This window comes from Nocardioides panacisoli (assembly GCF_039537325.1).
GTDB lineage: Bacteria > Actinomycetota > Actinomycetes > Propionibacteriales > Nocardioidaceae > Nocardioides > Nocardioides panacisoli.
In genome coordinates, this window is sequence record NZ_BAABAH010000007.1 from 19,401 (window position 1) to 38,677 (window position 19,277).

General features: G+C 72.1%; 16 protein-coding genes and 1 tRNA gene. 5 read left to right on the plus strand and 12 right to left on the minus strand.

Translation table 11 applies throughout. The annotated features are described in order from the left end of the window. Positions 1-61: 61 nt before the first annotated feature. From ABD709_RS11395 to ABD709_RS11415, 5 genes are all read left to right on the plus strand, one after another. Positions 62-721 (plus strand): hypothetical protein, encoded by a 660-nt coding sequence (locus ABD709_RS11395; protein ID WP_344775420.1) that lies wholly within the window; start codon positions 62-64, stop codon positions 719-721. Between the two features lie 118 nt (positions 722-839). After that, positions 840-2,288, plus strand: coding sequence for an MFS transporter (locus tag ABD709_RS11400; RefSeq protein ID WP_344775422.1), 1,449 nt, complete (start codon positions 840-842; stop codon positions 2,286-2,288). A 39-nt stretch (positions 2,289-2,327) separates the two neighbouring features. Further along, the gene (locus ABD709_RS11405; protein ID WP_344775424.1) at positions 2,328-3,842 is read left to right on the plus strand and encodes an FAD-dependent oxidoreductase; all 1,515 of its coding nucleotides are present in this window, start codon (positions 2,328-2,330) and stop codon (positions 3,840-3,842) included. Positions 3,843-3,890: 48 nt separating this feature from the next. Further along, positions 3,891-4,496 carry a sulfite oxidase-like oxidoreductase gene (locus ABD709_RS11410; RefSeq protein WP_344775426.1) on the plus strand — a complete coding sequence of 202 codons (606 nt, stop codon included), beginning with the start codon at positions 3,891-3,893 and terminating at the stop codon, positions 4,494-4,496. 15 nt (positions 4,497-4,511) lie between these two features. Next, positions 4,512-5,225, plus strand: a complete 714-nt coding sequence (locus tag ABD709_RS11415) for an FAD-binding oxidoreductase (RefSeq protein WP_344775428.1) — start codon at positions 4,512-4,514, stop codon at positions 5,223-5,225. Here the strand turns inward: ABD709_RS11415 and ABD709_RS11420 are convergent. From ABD709_RS11420 to ABD709_RS11475, 12 genes are all read right to left on the minus strand, one after another. Then, positions 5,222-5,440, minus strand: coding sequence for a hypothetical protein (locus tag ABD709_RS11420; protein ID WP_344775430.1), 219 nt, complete (start codon positions 5,438-5,440; stop codon positions 5,222-5,224). The genes ABD709_RS11415 and ABD709_RS11420 overlap by 4 nt on opposite strands. A 63-nt stretch (positions 5,441-5,503) precedes the next feature. Continuing rightward, positions 5,504-5,579 (minus strand) — tRNA-Thr (locus tag ABD709_RS11425). A 58-nt stretch (positions 5,580-5,637) separates the two neighbouring features. After that, entirely contained in the window at positions 5,638-7,206 is a 1,569-nt protein-coding gene (locus ABD709_RS11430) for an alpha/beta hydrolase (protein WP_344775432.1), read from the minus strand. 13 nt (positions 7,207-7,219) lie between these two features. Beyond that, entirely contained in the window at positions 7,220-8,368 is a 1,149-nt protein-coding gene (locus ABD709_RS11435; RefSeq protein WP_344775434.1) for a DNA polymerase III subunit delta', read from the minus strand. Further along, positions 8,365-9,009 carry a dTMP kinase gene (tmk, locus tag ABD709_RS11440; protein WP_425575108.1) on the minus strand — a complete coding sequence of 215 codons (645 nt, stop codon included), beginning with the start codon at positions 9,007-9,009 and terminating at the stop codon, positions 8,365-8,367. Before tmk ends, ABD709_RS11435 begins: the two co-directional genes overlap by 4 nt. A gap of 243 nt (positions 9,010-9,252) precedes the next feature. Next, positions 9,253-11,943 (minus strand): type I DNA topoisomerase, encoded by a 2,691-nt coding sequence (gene topA, locus ABD709_RS11445; RefSeq protein ID WP_344775436.1) that lies wholly within the window; start codon positions 11,941-11,943, stop codon positions 9,253-9,255. Positions 11,944-12,099: 156 nt separating this feature from the next. Further along, entirely contained in the window at positions 12,100-13,185 is a 1,086-nt protein-coding gene (locus ABD709_RS11450; RefSeq protein WP_344775438.1) for a DUF2510 domain-containing protein, read from the minus strand. Continuing rightward, positions 13,182-14,672 carry a DUF7059 domain-containing protein gene (locus ABD709_RS11455; RefSeq protein WP_344775440.1) on the minus strand — a complete coding sequence of 497 codons (1,491 nt, stop codon included), beginning with the start codon at positions 14,670-14,672 and terminating at the stop codon, positions 13,182-13,184. The genes ABD709_RS11450 and ABD709_RS11455 overlap by 4 nt, the downstream gene beginning before the upstream one ends. Next, positions 14,669-15,487, minus strand: a complete 819-nt coding sequence (locus tag ABD709_RS11460) for a 2-oxo acid dehydrogenase subunit E2 (RefSeq protein WP_344775442.1) — start codon at positions 15,485-15,487, stop codon at positions 14,669-14,671. Before ABD709_RS11460 ends, ABD709_RS11455 begins: the two co-directional genes overlap by 4 nt. A gap of 75 nt (positions 15,488-15,562) precedes the next feature. Further along, positions 15,563-16,369 carry a M14 family zinc carboxypeptidase gene (locus ABD709_RS11465; RefSeq protein ID WP_344775444.1) on the minus strand — a complete coding sequence of 269 codons (807 nt, stop codon included), beginning with the start codon at positions 16,367-16,369 and terminating at the stop codon, positions 15,563-15,565. 10 nt (positions 16,370-16,379) lie between these two features. Beyond that, positions 16,380-18,662, minus strand: coding sequence for a sodium-translocating pyrophosphatase (locus ABD709_RS11470; protein WP_344775446.1), 2,283 nt, complete (start codon positions 18,660-18,662; stop codon positions 16,380-16,382). 221 nt (positions 18,663-18,883) lie between these two features. Next, the gene (locus ABD709_RS11475) at positions 18,884-19,213 is read right to left on the minus strand and encodes an STAS domain-containing protein (RefSeq protein WP_344775448.1); all 330 of its coding nucleotides are present in this window, start codon (positions 19,211-19,213) and stop codon (positions 18,884-18,886) included. Between the last annotated feature and the right edge of the window lie 64 nt (positions 19,214-19,277).

Sequence of the window (19,277 nt, forward strand, 5' to 3'; positions counted from 1 at the left end):
CCCTTGCCGCGGCCCGTGCGGAGGCGCACCATGGAAGGCAGGGAGGTCCGGAAGGGCAGCCATGCGCGACACGCTCAGCACCAGCATCAAGGTCACCCGCAGCATCCTGGCGGCACGACTCGATCGCGCCGAGGCCAGCAGGCCGACGCGCGACCGGCCCCGTGACCGGTTCCCCGCGACCGACACCTTCCTCGCCGGCACCAGCCGGCACGTCGGTGCGGTCAACGCGGTGCTCGTGCCCGCCGTACGTCGACGCCTGCCGGACGGCCACGACGCCGCGGCCGAGCTGGTCCGGCTCAGCAGGCGGCTCGAGGACGCGATGTTCCAGGCGAAGTCCAAGCTGTACGGGTCGGCGTACGCCGTCGGGCGCCCGTGGGCGTCGATCTGGGCCGACGTCCACGAGCGGTTCGACGACCTGCTGACGCTCGAGGAGGCGCTGGTCGCCCGGATCGTGGACGCCACCGACGAGCTGCACTGCGGCGAGCTGACCGAGCGGCTCTACCGCGCCGAGCTCGACGCCCCGACGCGTCCGCACCCGCACCTCCCCCATCAAGGCGTCCGCGGTCGGGTCGCGCGACGCGTCGCGCACGGGGTCGACCGGTTCTGGGACGCGGCCGAGGGCCGGATGATCCCCGAGCCCGTGCGCATCCACGATCACCACCACGACAGCAGGCTCACGCAGTACCTGCTGGCGCAGACGCGGCTGCCGGAGGAGGAGTAGCCGATTCCTCCAGCAGCCGCGACCTGTGCCGGTCGCGGCCGGTGACCCGCGCGACTCGATTGGTTGTTCGCAGCAAGTAGTTTGTAGGCTGCGCCGCAACCGACCAGGAGGACGACCCGTGTCCGAACCCGCGCCGCCGACTGAGATCGCACGCAACCCGCTCGTCGCCGTCGTCGCCCTGTGCCTCGGCGGCCTCGCGGCCGCCACCACGCAGACCATGGTGATCCCGATCCAGAGCGAGCTCCCCGGGCTGCTGCACACCTCGGCGTCCAACGCCGCGTGGATCGTGACGATCACCCTGCTCGCCGCGGCGGTCTCGATGCCGGTCGCCGGCCGGCTCGCCGACATGGTCGGCAAGCAGCGGGTGCTCGTCGTGAACTCCGCGACCCTGCTCGCCGGGTCGGTCGTCTGCGCGCTGTCCTCGTCGCTGGTCCCCATGCTCGCGGGGCGCGCCCTGCAGGGTGTCGCGATGGGCTTCATCCCGGTCGCCATCTCGCTGATCCGCGAGATCGTCCCGCCGAGGATGGCCGCCACGTCGGTCGCGGCGATGAGCGCGACGCTCGGCGTCGGCGGCGCGATCGGCCTGCCGCTGGCCGCGTGGATCGCCAACGCCGGGCACTGGCACTGGCTGTTCTGGGTCGGGGCGGCGCTCGCCGCGCTGGTGACCGCCGCCTGCGTCGCCGTCGTCCCGCACGTCCACGACGCGGTCCCCGGCCGGCTCGACGTCGTCGGCGCGATCGGGCTCGCGGTGGGCCTGGTGTCCTTCCTGGTCGGCGTCTCCAAGTCCAGCGCCTGGGGCTGGGGCGACGGCCGGACGCTGGGTGCGATCGCCTTCGGCGTCCTGGTGCTGCTGGCCTGGGTCGCCTTCGAGCTGCGCCAGGACGAGCCGATCGTCGACCTGCGGACGAGCGCGCAGCGCCCGGTCCTGCTGACGAACATCGCGGCGGTGGCCATCGGCTTCGGGATGATGGCGCAGTCGATCGCGATCCCGCAGCTGCTCCAGGAGCCGGCGGCGACGGGCTACGGCCTGGACCAGTCGATCCTCGCCGCCGGGCTCTGGATGGCGCCCGGCGGGCTGATGATGATGCTGCTCTCGCCGGTCTCCGGCAGCCTGATCGGACGAGTAGGCGCGAAGCTGACGCTGATGCTGGGCGCGGTCGTGCTGGGCATCGGCTACCTGGTGGCGCTGCTGCTGATGGGCGCGGCCTGGCAGCTGATGGTCGCTGCCTGCATCGCGGCCGCCGGCGTGGGCATCGGGTACGCCGCCATGCCCACCCTGATCCTGGACTCCGTCCCGCCGCGGGAGGCGGCCGCCGCGGTGGGCCTCAACTCGCTGATGCGCTCGCTGGGCACGACGATCTCCGCCGCCGCGATGGCGACGATCCTGACCAGCAGGACCCAGCCGTTCGGGGCCTTGGAGGTGCCGACCCAGGGTGCCTTCCGGCTCTGCTTCGTCGTCGCGGCGGTCGCGGCGTTCGCCGGTGTCGCGATCGCGGCCGCGGTCCCGCGGCTCCGTGCCGCCGACGAGGCGGGCGCCGTCGCGCTGGAGGACGTCGCCGCCCGCTGACCGACCTCGGCCATAGGTAGAACACGTTACAGTTCTGCCATGGACGAGGCGTACGACGTCGTGGTGGTCGGCTCCGGCGGCGGGGCGATGACGGCTGCCGCCCTGACCGCGCGGGCCGGGCTGAGCACGGTGGTGCTCGAGCGGACCGACCACATCGGCGGTACGTCGGCCTACTCCGGTGGCGCCTGCTGGCTTCCCGGCAGCGAGGTCCAGCAGCGCGCCGGCCTGCCGGACTCCACCGACGGCGCCCGCGCCTACCTCGCCGCCGTGCTGGCGGACCCCGACACCGAGCGGGTGGAGGCGCTGCTCGCGCATGCGCCGGAGCTGGTGGCCGAGCTCGAGTCCGACCCGCTGATGGACTTCGAGTGGATCCCGTTCTCCGAGTACTACGACGCGCCCGGTCGGGTCCCGATGGGCCGCTCGATCCAGCCCGTCTCCATCGCGCGGGACGACCTCGACCCGCAGGTGGCCGCGTTGGTGCGCCCGCCCGTCGAGCGCGACCGGGTGGGTCGCGGGGGCCGGTCGACGCTGTCCGGCGGCCAGGCCCTCATCGGCCGGCTCGCCGCGATGCTCGTCCGCGACGGCGGGACGATCCGGACGGGCCACCACGCCACGGGCGTGCGTCGCGACGACGGCGGGCGGGCGGTCGGCGTACGGGTGGAGACGGAGGGGGGCGAGGCCCTGATCGGTGCCCGGCGCGGGATCGTGGTCGCTGCCGGCGGCTTCGAGGGCAACCCGCGGCTGCGCAAGGAGCACGGCACGCCCGGCAGCGCGGCGTGGACGATGGCGCCGCGCGGCACCAACACGGGCGAGATCATCGAGGCCTGCGCCGCGGCCGGTGCGGCGACCGACTACGCCGGCGAGGGATGGTTCTGCCCTGGTCTCGAGCACCCCGACGGCAGCGGGACGTTCACGCTCGGGTTCCGCGGCGGGCTGATGGTCGACCAGCACGGGCGACGCTACGGCAACGAGTCACTGCCCTACGACCGGTTCGGCCGGGTGATGGCGGCCGCGCCGGAGCGGGTGCCCTCGTGGTTCGTCTTCGACTCGCGGGAGGGCGGCCGGCTGCCGGCGATCGCGATGCCGGAGGGCGACGCCGAGGAGCACCTCGCCGCCGGGACGTGGGTCCGCGCCGACACGCTCGCCGAGCTCGCGGCGCTCGCCGGGCTGGACGCCGCTGCGCTCGAGGAGACCGTCGCCCGCTTCAACGGGTTCGCCGCCTCGGGGGTCGACGAGGACTTCGGCCGCGGCGAGGACGAGTACGACACCTTCTTCGCGGGAGCCGGCACACCGAACAAGGCGCTGGTGCCGCTGGACACCCCGCCCTACTACGCCGCGCGGTTCGTGCTCTCCGACCTCGGCACCAAGGGCGGCCTGGTCACCGACGCGCGCGGCCGGGTGCTCGACGGGTCCGGCGCTCCCATCCCGGGGCTGTACGCCGCCGGCAACTCCGCCGCCTCGGTGTTCGGCTCGGCGTACCCCGGCCCCGGCGCGCCGCTGGGCTCCGCCATGACCTTCGCCTCGCTCGCCGTGCGGGACATCCTCGGCAGCTGAGGATCGGGGGACGACACCGGCCCCGGCCGCAGGCACAATGGCGCCATCATGAGCGCGACCAGAGGCTTCCTCGGCAAGAGACGCGATCGCGACGACCGGCTGCCGCCGGGGCAGTACGACGTGGGCGGCGGGTGGCCGGTGCTGACGGCCGAGGCGACGCCGCAGATCGAGCCCGAGCAGTGGTCGCTGAAGGTCGACGGCCTGGTGGAACGGCCGACGACGTGGTCGTGGGACGAGATCCGCGGGCTGCCGAGGTCGACGTACACCGGCGACATCCACTGCGTGACCACGTGGACGAAGCTCGACGTGGCGTTCACCGGCGTCAGCGTCGACACCCTGCTCGAGGCGGCCGGGCCGCTCCCCGAGGCGGCGTTCGTGCTCGCGCACTCCAGCACGGGCTACACCACCAACCTGCCGCTCGCGGACGTGACCGGCGGCAAGGCGTGGGTCGTCTGGGAGTTCGGCGGGAAGCCGCTCGACCGCCAGCACGGCGGACCGGCCCGGCTCCTGGTGCCGCACCTCTACTTCTGGAAGTCCGCCAAGTGGGTCTCCCGCCTGGAGCTGATGGAGCGCGACCAGGCGGGGTTCTGGGAGCAGAACGGCTACCACGACCGGGGTGACCCGTGGCTCGAGCAGCGCTACCAGGGCGACTGAGGTCGTGAGCCCGCGATGAGCGCCATCGACGACGTCCGGCCCCGACCGACCACGTGGACGACGGGGACCGTCGTGGAGAAGGACAACCCGACGCCGAGCACGGTCCGGCTCCGCATGGACGTGGTGGACCGCCAGCGGCACTGGCCCGGCCAGCACTACCTGGTCCGGCTGCGCGCCCCCGACGGCTACACCGCCCAGCGGTCCTACTCGGTCGCCTCCGCCGACGACGACCCGCTCGTCGAGCTCCTGGTCGAGCGCCTGCCCGACGGCGAGGTGTCCGGCTTCCTGGCCGACGTGGCCGAGGTGGGCGACGAGCTGGAGCTGCGCGGACCGATCGGTCGCTGGTTCACCTGGGACACGGCGACCCCGGCGCTGGTGCTCGTCGGCGGGACCGGCGTCGTCCCCGCCGTCTCGATGGTCCGCGCCGCCCGGCGACTGAACCGCACCGACCTGCTCCGCGTCGTCGCCGTCGGCCGCACACCCGAGACGCTGCCCTACGCCGACGAGCTGGCGGCCGCCGGCTCCACCATGGCCTACACCCGCGTGGCGAGCGGCACCCGGCCCGCAGGCGCCCCGACCGCCGACGAGGTCGCTCCGCTGCTCGCCGGGATCGAGAGCTTCTACGTCTGCGGCTCGCCCCGCTTCGCGGCGTACGCCGAGACCCTGCTCGTCGACTGCGGCGCCCCCGCCGCGTCGATCCGGGTGGAGCGGTTCGGTCCGAGCGGCTAGGGACGCGGGCGCAGGACGACGTACGCGAGCGCGACGCCGAAGCCCGCCAGCAGCGGCCCGAGCACGGCCAGTCCCTCGGACTTCTCGCCCGTCCCGATCACGCCCCACGCGGCCAGGGTCAGCGCCACACCGGCCACCAGCAGCAGGACGGCGGGCGGCAGGCCGAACGCCAGGATCCGCCAGCGCGGGGTCTTGCCGTACCGCGACTCGTCCATGCCCGCGCACTCCTCAGCAATCCTCGATGCGGCGAAGCCCGGCCCTTGCGGGCCGGGCTTCGGTGGAGCCGCCTGTCGGAATCGAACCGACGACCTGCTCATTACGAGTGAGCCGCTCTACCGACTGAGCTAAGGCGGCGTGCAACCTGCGGAAGCATACCGGCGGGGTCAGGAAGGGGTGAAACCGGCGGGAGGCCTCAGCACTTCGTCCCGTCGGCGGGGACCTTGCCCTGCAGCAGGTAGGCGTGGACGGCGTCGTCGATGCAAGTGTTGCCGTGGTTGTAGCCGGTGTGGCCGTCGCCGTCACGGGTCAGCAGCACGCCGGAGTCGAGCTCCTTCGCCATCGCGACCGCCTCCTCGTAGGGGGTGGCCGGGTCCCGGGTGGTACCGATGACGACGATCGGGGCCGCGCCGGGGGCGTCGATCTTGATCGGCGGCTCCGAGCTCTTCACGGTGTCGCCGTCGCAGGCGGTCAGGAACCAGGCGAAGATGTGGCCGAACGTCGGCGAGGCCTTCTCGAAGGCGCCGTAGTGCTTCTCCACCTGCGCGGGGGTGTACGTCGTCGGGTCGTCGAGGCAGTTGATGACCGAGATCGCCTCGAGGCTGTTGTCGGAGTAGCTGCCGTTCTTGGTGCGCGAGCCGTAGGCGTCGGAGAGCGCGAGCAGGGTGCTGCCGTCACCGTCGAGCGCCTGCTGCAGCGCCTGGTCGAGGTAGGTCCAGTAGTCCTTGTTGTAGAGCGGGGTGATCACGCCGTAGACGGCGTTGCCGATCTGCAGCTCCCGGTCCTGGTTGGTCGGCAGCGGGTGCGCCTCGACCTGGTCGAGCAGGCCGGTGATGGTCTGCAGACCCGCGTCGACGGTGTCGCCGAGGAAGCAGCTGCCCTGGTCGACGCAGTTCTGCACGTAGGAGCGCAGCGCCACCTCGAAGCCCTGGGCCTGGTCCAGGGTGCTGTCGTAGAGGGGGAGCTTGGGGTCGATCGCGCCGTCGAGGACGAACTTGCCGACCTTGTCGGGGAACAGGTCGGCGTACGTCGCGCCGAGCTTGGTGCCGTAGGAGAAGCCGAAGTAGGTCATCTTCGACTCGCCGACGGCGGCGCGCAGGACGTCCATGTCGCGGGCCGCCTCGATCGTGCTGACGTGGCCGAGGAGGTCGCCGGTGTGGGCGGCGCAGCCCTTCCAGAACTGGTGCGTCTCCTCGACGTAGCTCCTGACCTCGGCCGGCGTGTCCGGGCCGGGGTCCTCGGCGACGTAGTCGTCGAGCTGGGAGTCGCTGAGGCAGTCGACCGGGCTGGAGGCGCCGGTGCCGCGCGGGTCGAAGCCGACGATGTCGTAGGCCTGCAGCAGCGGGTCGGCGAAGTAGAAGTCGGCCTGCGCCGGGACGTCGGTGCCCGGTGCGCCGGGGCCGCCGGGGTTGACGATCATCGAGCCGATCCGGTCGCCGGTCGCGTCGTGCCGCTCGACGGCGAGCTCGATCGTGTCGCCGTCGGGGTGGGCGTAGTCGACCGGCACCTCGAGCTTCCCGCAGTCGTCGGAACCGCACGACGTCCAGTCGATCTGCTGGCTGTAGAACCGGTCCAGTCCCGGCGGCACGTCGCCGGAGCCGCTCGACGACGACGTCGAGGGCGGGACCGGCGCGCTCGACGGGCTGCTCGTCGAGGAGGCGTCGGAGTCGTCGGAGTTGTGCACGATGACGACGACCGCGGCGGCGACGCCGACGACGAGGACCAGCCCCCAGATCACCACCACGGCGACGACAAGCTTCTTCAACGTTTCTCCTCGACTACGACGCCTGCAGGCTCACCATCATGGACTCCAGCGCAAGCGCCGGCTGGACATTGAACTCGAGCATCTGCTCGCGCGCCGCGAAGATCGCACCGATGCGGCGGAGGTTGAGCTCGGGGGTCGAGGCGCGGGCGAGGCCCTCGATGTCGGACCGGACGTCCTCGTTCACCAGCGCCCCGCCCGCGCCCGTCGAGAGCGCGATGGCGTCGCGGTAGACCGACACGAGGTCCATCAGCGCGCGGTCGACGACGTCGAGCTGGCGCCGCTTGGCGCGGGTCTTCTGGTCCTTCTCGAGGTCACGGAGCGCAGGTGCGTACTCCCGCGGGCGGCGGCCGCGCTCGACCACGCCGTACGCCGCGTCGAGGTCGGCCTTCTCCTTGGCGTCGAGGTCGGCGGTGATCGCGTCGGCCTCGGCCTTGGTGGCCTCGCCCAGCCGGTTCGCCGCGTCGAGGCAGGCGCCGAGCGAGGTGAGCGACGTGGGGATGCGTACGACGTCCGCCCGCCGGCCGCGGACCTCCGGGTCGCGGGCGAGTGCACGAGCACGGCCGATGTGCCCCTGGCTGGCGCGGGCGGCGAGGTCGGCGAGCCGGTCGTCGACCCCGTCGCGACGGAGGAACTCGGCGACCTCCTGCGCGGTCGGGGTCGTGAGGGTCACCAGCCGGCACCGCGACCGGATGGTCGGCAGCACGTCCTCGACGGTCGGGGCGCAGAGCATCCACAGCGTGCGGTGGTTGGGCTCCTCGATCGCCTTCAGCAGCGCGTTGCAGGCCTGCTCGGTGAGCCGGTCGGCGTCCTCGACGATCAGGACCTGCCAGCGGCGGCCCATGGGGGTGAGCGCTGCCCGGCGGACCAGGTCGCGCACCTCCTTGACGCCGATCGAGAGCTTCTCGGTGCGCACGACGGCGACGTCGGCGTGACTGCCGGCCAGGACGGTGTGGCAGGAGTGGCAGGTGCCGCAGCCGGCCTCGCCACCCGCGTCGCCCGCCTCGCACTGCAGCGCGGCGGCGAACGCGACGGCGGCGTTGGAGCGGCCCGACCCGGGCGGTCCGGTGAACAACCACGCATGGCTCATCCCCTGGCCGGCAGCCGCCTGGCGCAGCGTGGCGATCACCGGCTTCTGGCCGACGAGGGAGTCCCACACGGTCATCGGGCGGCCTGCTCGAGCAGCGGCGCGACGCGCCCGGCGATGAGCCCGGCGATCTCCTCGACCGGAGCGCGGGCGTCCAGGACGAGGTAGTGGTCCGGGTCCGCCGCGGCGAGGTCGAGGAACGCCTGCCGGACCCGCTGGTGGAAGTCCAGGGACTCGCCCTCGATCCGGTCGCGCTCCTCGAACCGGCCGAGGCCGTGCGCCGGCTCGAGGTCGAGGACGACGGTCAGGTGCGGCCGCAGGTCGCCGGTCGCCCAGCGCGCCACCGCCTCCAGCTCGGCGGGGTCGAGGTCGCGCCCGGCGCCCTGGTAGGCGAGCGTGGAGTCGACGTAGCGGTCGGTCACCACGACCTCGCCCCGCTCGAGCGCCGGCAGCACCAGGGTCTCGACGTGCTCGGCCTTGTCGGCGGCGTAGAGCAGCGCCTCGGTGCGGTGCGCGAGCCGGCCGGTCTCGGGGCTGAGCACGATCCGGCGCAGCTCCTTGCCGACGGCGGTGTCGCCCGGCTCGTGGGTCAACCGCACGGCGTACCCCTCCGCCGTCAGGCGGTCGGCCAGCAGCCGCGCCTGGGTCGACTTGCCCGAGCCCTCGCCACCCTCGAGGCACACGAAGACACCGCGCTGGGTGTAGACGCCGGACCGCACGCTCAGAACCTACGGTGCCCCGGCGACACGAGCGACCCGAGGTCCGACAGCCGGCCCCGACCCCCATCGAATCGAAGGCCCCTCGAGGTTGATTCGAAGGTTCGTGAGGGTTGAATCGAAGGTTCGTGGAGGTTGAGTCGAAGATCGCCGTACGCCGACCCGACACGGATCTTCGACTCAACCCCGACAGACCATCGAATCAACCCTCACGGACCATCGAATCGACCCGGAGAGACCTTCGATTCAACTCTTCTTTGCGGCCTTCTTGGCCGGCGACTTCTTCGCGGTCTTCTTGGCGGTGGTCTTCTTGGCCGTCTTCTTGGCGGTCTTCTTGGCCGCCTTCTTGGCGGGGCCCTTGGCGCGGCGCTCGGCGAGGAGCTCGGCGGCGCGCTCGAGGGTGATCGACTCGACGGAGTCGTCCTTGCGCAGGGTGGCGTTGTACTCGCCGTCGGTGACGTACTCGCCGAAGCGGCCGGCCTTGACGACCACGGGCTGACCGGAGACCGGGTCGTTGCCGAGCTCCTTGAGCGGCGCGGTGGCGGCGGCGCGACCGCGCTGCTTGGGCTGGCTGTAGATCCGCAGCGCCTCGTCGAGGGTGATCGTGAAGAGCTGCTCCTCGGTCGTGAGCGAGCGGGAGTCGGTGCCCTTCTTCAGGTACGGCCCGTAGCGGCCGTTCTGGGCGGTGATCTCCTCACCGCTCTCCGGGTCGGTGCCGACCACGCGCGGCAGGGACAGCAGCTTGACCGCCTGCTCGAGGGTGATCGTGTCCAGCGACATCGACTCGAACAGCGAGCCGGTGCGCGGCTTGGCGCTCTTCGGGGCGTCCTCGGGCAGCACCTCGGTGACGTAGGGCCCGAACCGGCCGTTCTTCGCCACCACCTGCAGCCCGGTCTCCGGGTGCACGCCGAGGTCGATCTCCTCGCCGGCCGGGTTGGCGAGCAGCTCCTTGGCCTTCTCGACGGTCAGCTCGTCGGGCGGCAGGTCGTCCGGCACGTTCGCCCGCTTGGCGAACGGCGCTCCGTCGTCGCCAGGACCTTCGAGGTAGGGACCGTACTTCCCGACCCGCAGCTGGATCCCGTCCTCGGGCGAGCCCACCGGGAAGGTCGCCAGCTCCTTGGCGTCGATGTCGCCGAGGCCCTCGACGAGCGGCTTGACGCCCTGCAGCTTGTCCGACCCGTAGTAGAACTCCTGCAGCTCGGTGACCTTGTCCTTGTCACCCCGTGCGATCTCGTCCAGCACGTCCTCGAGGCCGGCGGTGAACTCGTAGTCGATCAGCCGGGTGAAGTGCTCGGTCAGCAGCCGCACCACGGAGAACGCGATCCACGCCGGCACCAGGGCGGTGCCCTTCTTGTAGACGTAGCCGCGGTTGAGGATCGTGCTGATGATCGAGGCGTACGTCGACGGCCGCCCGATCTCGCGGTCCTCGAGCTCCTTGATCAGCGTGGCCTCGGTGTAGCGCGACGGCGGCTTGGTCTCGTGCCCGTTGGCCTCCAGCGACGCGGCGCTGACCCGGTCGCCCTCGGCGAGCGCCGGCAGGCGCGTCTCCTGGTCGTCCTTCGCGGCACCGTGGTCGGTGCCCTCGACGTAGGCCTTGAGGAAGCCGTGGAAGGTGATCACCCGGCCGGACGCGGAGAAGACGACGTCCTCCCCCGACGCGGCGGTGCCGCCCACGCGGACGGACACGCTCTGCCCGACGGCGTCCTTCATCTGCGAGGCGACGGTGCGCATCCAGATCAGCTCGTAGAGCCGGAACTGGTCGCCGGTCAGCCCGGTCTGGGCGGGCGTGCGGAAGCTGTCACCCGCCGGCCGGATCGCCTCGTGCGCCTCCTGGGCGTTCTTGACCTTGCTCGCGTAGACGCGCGGCGAGTCCGGCACGTACTCGGCACCGTACAGCTCGCGGACCTGGTCGCGCGCCGCGCCGACCGCCCCGCTCGAGAGCGTCGTCGAGTCGGTCCGCATGTAGGTGATGAAGCCGTTCTCGTAGAGCCGCTGGGCGACCGACATCGTCACCGACGCGCTCATGCCGAGCTTGCGGCTCGCCTCCTGCTGGAGCGTGGTGGTGCGGAACGGCGCGTACGGCGAGCGCCGGTAGGGCTTCGACTCGACGGTGCGCACGTCGTACGTCGTGTCCGCGAGCCCCGCGACGAGGGACTCGGCCCGCGACCGGTCGAGGTGCACGACATCGGCACCCGGCTTGAGGAGCCCGTCCGGACCGAAGTTCCCTCCGGACGCGACGCGCGTGCCGTCGACGGAGTACAGCTTCGCCGGGAACATCCGCTGGTCGTGGGCCGCTCCTGCGTCGAACGTCCCCTCGATGTCCCAGTAGGACGCCGAGCGGAACGTCATCCGCTCCTTCTCGCGGTCGACGACCAGCCGGGTCGCCACCGACTGCACACGACCGGCGGACAGCCCGGACATCACCTTGCGCCACAGCACCGGGCTGACCTCGTAGCCGTAGAGCCGGTCGAGCAGGCGCCGGGTCTCCTGCGCCTCGACCAGGTCCATGTCCAGCTCGCGCGGGTGGGCGGCGGCGTCCTGGATCGCCGCTCGGGTGATCTCGTGGAAGACCATCCGGCGGACCGGGATGTTCTTCGGCTTGAGCTCGTCGAGGAGGTGCCAGGCGATCGCCTCGCCCTCGCGGTCCTCATCCGTCGCGAGGTAGAGCTCGTCGGCGTCCTTGAGCAGCGACTTGAGCTTCGAGATGTGCGACTTCTTGTCCCGCGGGACCACGTAGTAGGGCGTGAAGTCGTTGTCGACGTCGATCGCCAGCCGGCCCCAGGGCTTGTCCTTGATCTTCGCCGGCGTGTCGGCGGCGTTGTTCGGCAGGTCGCGGATGTGACCGATCGAGGACTCGACGACGTAGCCGTCGCCGAGGTACCCGCCGATCGTGCGGGCCTTGGCCGGTGACTCGACGATCACCAACTTGTGGGGCACTGCGACCTACTTCTCTGGGCTCGTGGCAGCCGGATCTGCCGGGTGGACCGGGACGGACGACGTGTCCCGAACCTGGCAGGAACGGGGTCACGGCCGATCACGGTAGCGCGTGCTGTCCAGTCCCCCACCGCTCAGGAGCATGCGGTGGGACCTCGATCACCCGACGGAGATCTGGTCGAACTCGTCGGACTGCTGCTGCGCGGCGTTGTCGTCCCCGAGCGGTACGCCGCTGATGTAGACGCCGTAATTGTCGCTGTCACCGGTGTCGACGACGACCACCTGGAGCAGGTCGCCCTCGACGTTCACGTCCGGATTGTCGACCCGGACCTCGGTCAGGACCGAGTAGGCGTCGTGGCCGTCGACGGTGACCGCGCCGACCTGCTGGTCGGTGGCGCCGGTGAAGCCCTCGTAGAGACCGGAGTGGGTCATGCAGTAGACGAGCGCCTCGGCCGCCTGCTGGGTGCTGTCGAACCCGTTGGCCTTGGCCAGCGCCCCGACGCCGTAGCTGGAGATCCAGCCGCCTTGCTGGTCGATGACGAGGTAGGACGCCTCGAAGGCGGTCGCGAACTTGTAGGGCTTCGAGATGCGGTGGTCGACCGTGTAGCCCTGGTCGGTCAGCGACGGGATGGTCAGGCCGCCGCCGGTCAGGGTCGGCGACGCCGGGTCGAGCTCACCCGGGTCGGGGTCGCCGCCCTTGCACTGCTGCTTGCTCGGCACCGCCGTGGGGCTGCTGCCCTCGGAGCCGGCGCTGCTGCTGGAGTCGTCGCCCGCGGTGCTCGTGTCGTCGTCCCCGGTGGCGCCCCGGACGACGAAGAACGCCCCGACGCCGAGGGCGACGACGAGCACGATCGCCAGCAGCACGATGGCGACCGTGCGGCCGGCGCCCGAGCCGCCGGAGCCGCCGGCCGGCGGGGTGCCGTAGCCGGGCTGGCCGTAGCCCTGCTGGGCATAGGGCTGCTGGGCATAGGGCTGCTGCTGGCCGTAGCCCTGCTGCGGGAAGCCCGGCGGCGCGGGAGTGATCTCTCCGTAGCCCGGCCGGTGGGTCGTCGGCGGCGCCGGAGGCGTCGCAGGCGGCTGCTGCTGGTACGGCGACGTCGGCGGTGGCGGCTGCGGCGGGAGCGGGGTCCCCGGCGCCGGCGTCGCCGGGTTGGTCGTCGTCGCCTCGCTCCAGGACGTCCCGTCCCAGTAGCGGAAGGTGTTGGGTTGACCGGCGGGGTCGGGGTACCAGCCTGCGCTCGTCACGCGCGCAATTGTGCACGCGGGGCCGGTGCGGCGACCAGGAAGCCCTCACGCACCAGCTCTGTCACCTCGGCCATCCGGTCCGCGGTGGTCGCCGCCGGGTCGAGCTCGAGCAGCTGCGCGACCGCCGCCAGGATCTGTCCGACCGCCAGCTCGCCGTCGCAGGCGCCCACGAGCGCCGCGGCGACGGTGTCGACCTGCCGCGCCCGGCGCAGGCCGCGCTGCTGGCGCAGCACGATGGTGGCGGGGTCCTCGGCGCCGACGGCGCCGACCGTCTCCTGGCGCACGTCCTCGCGGACGACCAGCCGGGTCCCCGGCTCGACGGCCGTCGCGGCGGCATCGGCCCAGCCCGCGATCGCCGGCGCGATCGGCTGCTCGACGTCGTAGGGCCACTCCAGCAGCTCGCGTACGCCGTCCGCGGTGCCGGTGCGGCGCAGGTTGATCCACCCGAAGCCGACGCCCGCCACGCGCTGCTCCTCCAACCAGGAGAGCCAGGTGTCGTAGCGCTGGAAGTAGTCGGGCGCCCCGTGGTGGCCGGAGTCCTTGAGCCACAGCTCGACGTACGCCGCCGGGTCGAGGACCTCGCGCTGGACCACGAACGCGTCGCACTCGTCGGGCAGCCAGTCGGCCAGCCGCTCGTCCCAGGACCGGTCCGCGGCGATCACCCAGTTGGCGAGCACCTGGCACCACCCGCCGTCGGTCAGGTGGTCCGGTGCGGTCCGGACGATGTGCTCGACGACCCGGTCGCCGGGCAGCCCGGAGTCGCGGTAGACCAGCCGCTCGCCGGTCGCCGGCGAGATCACGAACGGCGGGTTGGTCGCGATCAGGTCGAAGCGCTCGCCGGCGACGGGCGCGAAGAACGAGCCGTCGCGTACGTCGACCCGGTCCGCGACGCCGTTGAGGGCGGCGTTGAAGCGGGCGACGGCGAGCGCCCGCTGGTTGACGTCGGTGGCGACGACCCGGTCGCTGTGCTCGGCGAGGTGCAGCGCCTGGACGCCGCACCCGGTGCCGAGGTCGAGGCTGGTGCCCACCTCCTGCCGCAGCGTGAGCTGCGCGAGCGAGGTCGAGGCAGCGCTGATGCCGAGGACGTGGTCGGTGGCGACCCGCTGCGGCCCGCCGTCGAGTCCTGGCGTGAGGTCGCTGACCACCCACAGGTCGAGGCCGTGGTCCGTCCCGTAGGGCCGGCAGTCGAGACGCGCGGCGACCTCGCCGACCGAGCGGACCAGCATGCCGGCCGTCGTCAGCCGGTCCACCAGGCCGGGCAGCGCGGCGTCCGCCTCGTCGGCGGTCACGGTGCGCTGCAGCAGGAACAGCCGCACCAGCGTCGCCAGCGGACCGGGCTCGGCCTCGGCCCGGCGCCCCGCCGGAGTGGTCTCGTTGCGCATCAGCGCCGCGTGCGCGACCTCGCCGAGCAGGTCGCCGACGGCGTCGAAGGTGAAGTCGGCCTCGAGCAGGGCGTCGCGCAGCGGCGCAGCGAGGTCAGGGGTCACCGCGCCACGTTAGCGGCCGCCCGGACCGCGGCAGGCTCGAGGCGGCCGGGGTCACCGACGTAGTCGGCGACGCATGCAGCGAAGCGCGCGGCGTGCCAACCGTCGACGTAACGATGGTCGAAGGTCGCGGTCAGTCGCAGCACGGGCCGCACGACGACCTCTCCGTCGACGGCGACGGGCGTCGGGGCGATGCCACCCACGAGGACCAGCAGCGGGACGCGGTAGTACGCGGCGAGCGGCGAGTAGGCGTTGCGCACGCCCCACATGCCCACCGACGAGATCATCGCGTCGCCGAACGGCCGCCGGGCGACGCCCAGGGCAGGCAGGTCGATGCCGAGGTCCGACGCCATCCAGGAGCCGGCCCGCAGCACCAGCCGGCGCAAGGGCAGCGGCAATGCGGCCAGGGTCCTGGTCGCGCGGTCGAGCGGCCCGTCGCCCTGGCGGACCCGGCGGGCCTCCTCGGCGAGCTCCTCGGACACCTCGACCGCCGACTTCCCGGCGACGTCGCTCAGCTTGAGGCCGGACAGAGCGCCCTCGGTGGCCACGATGAAGAACACGTCCGACGTCGGTTCCCCGGACCTGATCCGGCTCGGGTTGTGCAGCTCGGGGACCTCGGACAGACCGTGCGCGACCGCGCGCCCCACGAGGGCGGTGACGGTCACCGGCGTCCCGACCTCCTTGGCCTGCTGCTGATAGGCCAGCAGGGCAGAGGCGTCGACCTCGAGGTCGCCGTAGAACTGGGGATCGGACGGGGCCGACCATGCCGCGGACGCCAGGCGGCGCCAGCGCCGCACCGACCCTGTTCCTGCTGTCATCCAGCCAGCATCGGCCGCGATCACGCCGCCCGGTAGGGACCTCGGTCACGACCCTGCGGACCCGAGACCCGCAGGTCAGCGGATCCCGGCGGCGCGCACGATGCCCCGGCCGGCCACCCGCGTCGCGTAGCGCAGCGAGACGCTGCCCCGGTACTCGATCGTCGTGGCGACGTGCGCCCGCCCGTAGTGCTTGTTGTACCAACCGGTCATCGTCGGTGAGACCTGTCCTGCGGGGGTCCCGACGCCGAGGAACCGGATCGGCAGGTGCAGGTTGTGCGACAGCTTCCGCTGCCAGCGCCGGTGGCCCGATGTCTTGCCGATCGCCGCGAGCGGCTGGTGGATCGACGCGACGTAGTCGGGCTGCACCCGCCGGAGGAACCGCAGGAACGCCTTGGTCTCCGGCTCGCTGGCCGGGCTCGGGCCGCCCCACGTCTCGCTGCCCTGCCCCGCCGACGTCCAGCCGCTCGTCGGCCAGTTGCGGTTGAGGTCGACGTGGTGGGCGTTGCGGCGGGTGTTCATCGCGTCGCCGTCGGGGTTCATCGTCGGCACCACCCACAGCCCGGTGCCGGGTCGCGGGTGCACGGTACGTCGTACCCATCGCGCGGTCGCGATGCCGGCGTGCTCGTCGCCGTGCATCTGGCCGAGCAGCACCAGCACCCGGCGCGGGTCGGCGGACCCGCGGTACCACGCGTGGATCTTCCGGTCGCGGACGGAGTGCCCGATGACCTTGTGCCGGCGGACCTCGTCGGTGCGGACGACGGCCGCCGGGGCGGACCGGACCCGGTCCGCCCCGGCGGCGGTTGCGTGGCTCGTGGCAGGCAGGGCGACGCCGGTCAGGACCAGCGCCGCCGCTGCCGCCAGACGCGCTCGCGCGAGGCGCATCGACCCGCCGTCAGGCCGCGGCGTCGACCGCGGCGGCCTCCGGCTCGTCGTGCATCGCCGAGGTCCGCTGCTTGGAGATGAACACCGCGGCGAAGATGCCACCCGCGGCGAGCAGGGCGATGACGATCCGGACCGCGTCGTTCTCGCTGGCGCCGTAGGAGAGGTTCACGATGGCGCCCACGATGAGCAGCGAGACCAGGTTCATCACCTTGAGCAACGGGTTGATCGCCGGGCCGGCCGTGTCCTTGAAGGGATCACCCACGGTGTCGCCCGTGACCGTGGCCGCGTGCGCCTCCGAGCCCTTGCCGCCGTAGTGACCGTCCTCGACCAGCTTCTTGGCGTTGTCCCAGGCTCCGCCCGCGTTGGCGAGGAAGACGGCCATCAGGGTGCCGCTCGCGATCGCGCCGACGAGGAAGCCCGCGAGCGGGCCGACGCCGAGCCCGAAGCCGACCGCGATCGGGCTCAGGATGGCGAGGATGCCCGGCGTGGCGAGCTCGCGGAGCGAGTCGCGGGTCACGATGTCGACGACCCGGCCGTACTCCGGTCGGCCGGTGCCCTCCATGATCCCGGGGATCTCCCGGAACTGCCGCCGCACCTCGAACACCACCGCGCCGGCAGCACGGCCGACGGCGTTGATCGCGAGGCCGGAGAAGAGGAACACCACGCCCGCGCCGAGGAGCGCGCCGACGATCAGCTTGGCGTTGTAGACCTGGAAGCTGTCCAGCAGGTCCGCCGACGCGTTGGCGCCGATCTCGTCGAACGCGCTCTGCGTGTAGGAGGCGAACAGGGCGCTCGCCGCGAGCACGGCGGTCGCGATCGCGATGCCCTTGGTGATCGCCTTGGTCGTGTTGCCCACCGCGTCGAGCTCGGTGAGGATCTGCGCGCCGGCGACCCCGACGTCACCGGACATCTCGGCGATGCCCTGGGCGTTGTCGGAGACCGGACCGAAGGTGTCCATCGCGACGATCACGCCGACGGTCGTCAGCAGGCCGCAGCCGGCGAGCGCGACCGCGAACAGCGCCAGGCCGGTGGTCCCGCCAGCCAGGAGGGCCGCGCCGAAGACGGCGGCACCGATCACGATGGCGGTGTAGACGGCCGACTCGAGGCCGACGGACAGGCCGGAAAGGATCACCGTGGCGTGACCGGTCAGCGAGGTCTTGGCGACGTCGTTCACCGGCCGGTGGTCGGTGCCGGTGAAGTAGCCGGTGAGGGCCAGGATCGCTGCGGCGAGCACGATGCCGATCACGACGGCGCCGGCGGCGAACAGCGGCGGCGCGAGGTCGGCCTCGACGCCGGAGCCGAGGTCGCTCCAATCGCCGGGGAGGTAGACGAACGCGGCGATCGCGCTCGCCACCGCACCGATGGCGGCGGAGAGGTAGAACGCCCGGTTGATCGTGGTGAGCCCGTTCTCGCCCTCCTTGGGGCGGCACAGGTAGGTACCGATGACGGCGGTGATCGCGCCGATGGCCGGCACGATGAGCGGGAAGACCAGGCCCTTGTCGCCGAACGCCTGCGAGCCGAGGATCAGGGCCGCGACGAGCGTGACGGCGTAGGACTCGAAGAGGTCGGCCGCCATGCCGGCGCAGTCGCCGACGTTGTCGCCCACGTTGTCGGCGATGGTCGCCGCGTTGCGCGGGTCGTCCTCGGGGATGTTCTGCTCCACCTTGCCGACCAGGTCGGCGCCCACGTCGGCCGCCTTGGTGAAGATGCCGCCGCCGACCCGCATGAACATCGCGAGCAGGGCGGCGCCGAAGCCGAAGCCCTCCAGCACCTTGGGCGCCTCGTCCTGGAACGCGATCACGACGACGCTCGCGCCGAGAAGTCCCAGGCCGACGGTCGCCATGCCGACGAACGCGCCGGTGCGGAAGCCGATGTTCATCGCCGGGTTGCGGCCCTCGGTCTCGGCTGCGGCGGCGACCCGGAGGTTCGCGCGCACGGCAAGAGACATGCCGAGGTAGCCGATGGACGCGGAGAAGCCCGCGCCGACGAGGAAGAACACGGATCGGAAGATCCGCACGCTCCAGTCGTCGGCGGGCAGCGCCATCAGCGCGAAGAAGGCGATGGCAGCGAAGATCGCGAGCGTCCGGAACTGGCGGGTCAGGTAGGCGTTGGCGCCCTCCTGGACCGCCTGGGCGATCCTCCGCATGTTGTCGGTGCCCTCGCCGGCCGCCAGCACCTGCTGGCGGAACATCGCGGCCATGGCCAGCGCTCCGAGCGCGATCACGGCGACGATGACGACGAGTACGAGGTTGCTGCCGGAAACCTCTACGACGGCGGGAAGAATCCCGGGCATTCGTCCTCCAAGGGGGGTAAGCAGAGGGAGATGGGACCTGTCCTAGGGGCAGGCTGCGGCGGAGTCTACGCACGGTGTGGCCCAGAACACACCGAGGTTGTGACGTGAGTCACGCGCGCCGGTCGGGGTCGATCCGGCAGCGGGGCGCGCGATCGCCGGGGCGCGCGTCCTCGACACGGCGCCCTGCAGCGGTGGCGTACGGCGACGTACGCCCGACGGAGTCAGGCCAGGGCGTCTGCGGAGCCGTGGATGACGAAGACCTTCGCCAGTCCGGTGATCTTGAAGATCTTGAGCAGGCGGTCCTGGTTGCAGATCAGCTCGAGCGAGCCGTCGTGGGCGCGGACCTTCTTCAGGCCGCCGACCAGCACGCCGAGGCCGGTCGAGTCGAGGAACTCGACGCCCTCCATGTCGATGACGAGGTTGTAGGCGCCGCCGGCGACCAGGTCGGTGATCGTGTCGCGCAGCTTCGGAGCGGTGTAGACATCGATCTCACCGGCGACAGCAACGACGGTGCGCCCACCGGCCTCGCGCGTCGTAAGTGTCAGATCCACCGCTCTCCCACCCCGTGTTGTCGCCTCAGCCCTTGCCAGGCTCGCGTGCTATCAAACCACGCGA

What these genes read in the sequence shown, in the direction of transcription:
- ABD709_RS11395 (WP_344775420.1), top strand. Translation starts at nt 62, where the DNA reads ATGCGCGACACGCTCAGCACCAGCATCAAGGTCACCCGCAGCATCCTG.
- ABD709_RS11405 (WP_344775424.1), top strand. Translation starts at nt 2,328, where the DNA reads ATGGACGAGGCGTACGACGTCGTGGTGGTCGGCTCCGGCGGCGGGGCG.
- ABD709_RS11410 (WP_344775426.1), top strand. Translation starts at nt 3,891, where the DNA reads ATGAGCGCGACCAGAGGCTTCCTCGGCAAGAGACGCGATCGCGACGAC.
- ABD709_RS11415 (WP_344775428.1), top strand. Translation starts at nt 4,512, where the DNA reads ATGAGCGCCATCGACGACGTCCGGCCCCGACCGACCACGTGGACGACG.
- ABD709_RS11420 (WP_344775430.1), bottom strand. Translation starts at nt 5,440, where the DNA reads ATGGACGAGTCGCGGTACGGCAAGACCCCGCGCTGGCGGATCCTGGCG.
- ABD709_RS11435 (WP_344775434.1), bottom strand. Translation starts at nt 8,368, where the DNA reads ATGACCGTGTGGGACTCCCTCGTCGGCCAGAAGCCGGTGATCGCCACG.
- ABD709_RS11460 (WP_344775442.1), bottom strand. Translation starts at nt 15,487, where the DNA reads ATGACAGCAGGAACAGGGTCGGTGCGGCGCTGGCGCCGCCTGGCGTCC.
- ABD709_RS11465 (WP_344775444.1), bottom strand. Translation starts at nt 16,369, where the DNA reads ATGCGCCTCGCGCGAGCGCGTCTGGCGGCAGCGGCGGCGCTGGTCCTG.
- ABD709_RS11470 (WP_344775446.1), bottom strand. Translation starts at nt 18,662, where the DNA reads ATGCCCGGGATTCTTCCCGCCGTCGTAGAGGTTTCCGGCAGCAACCTC.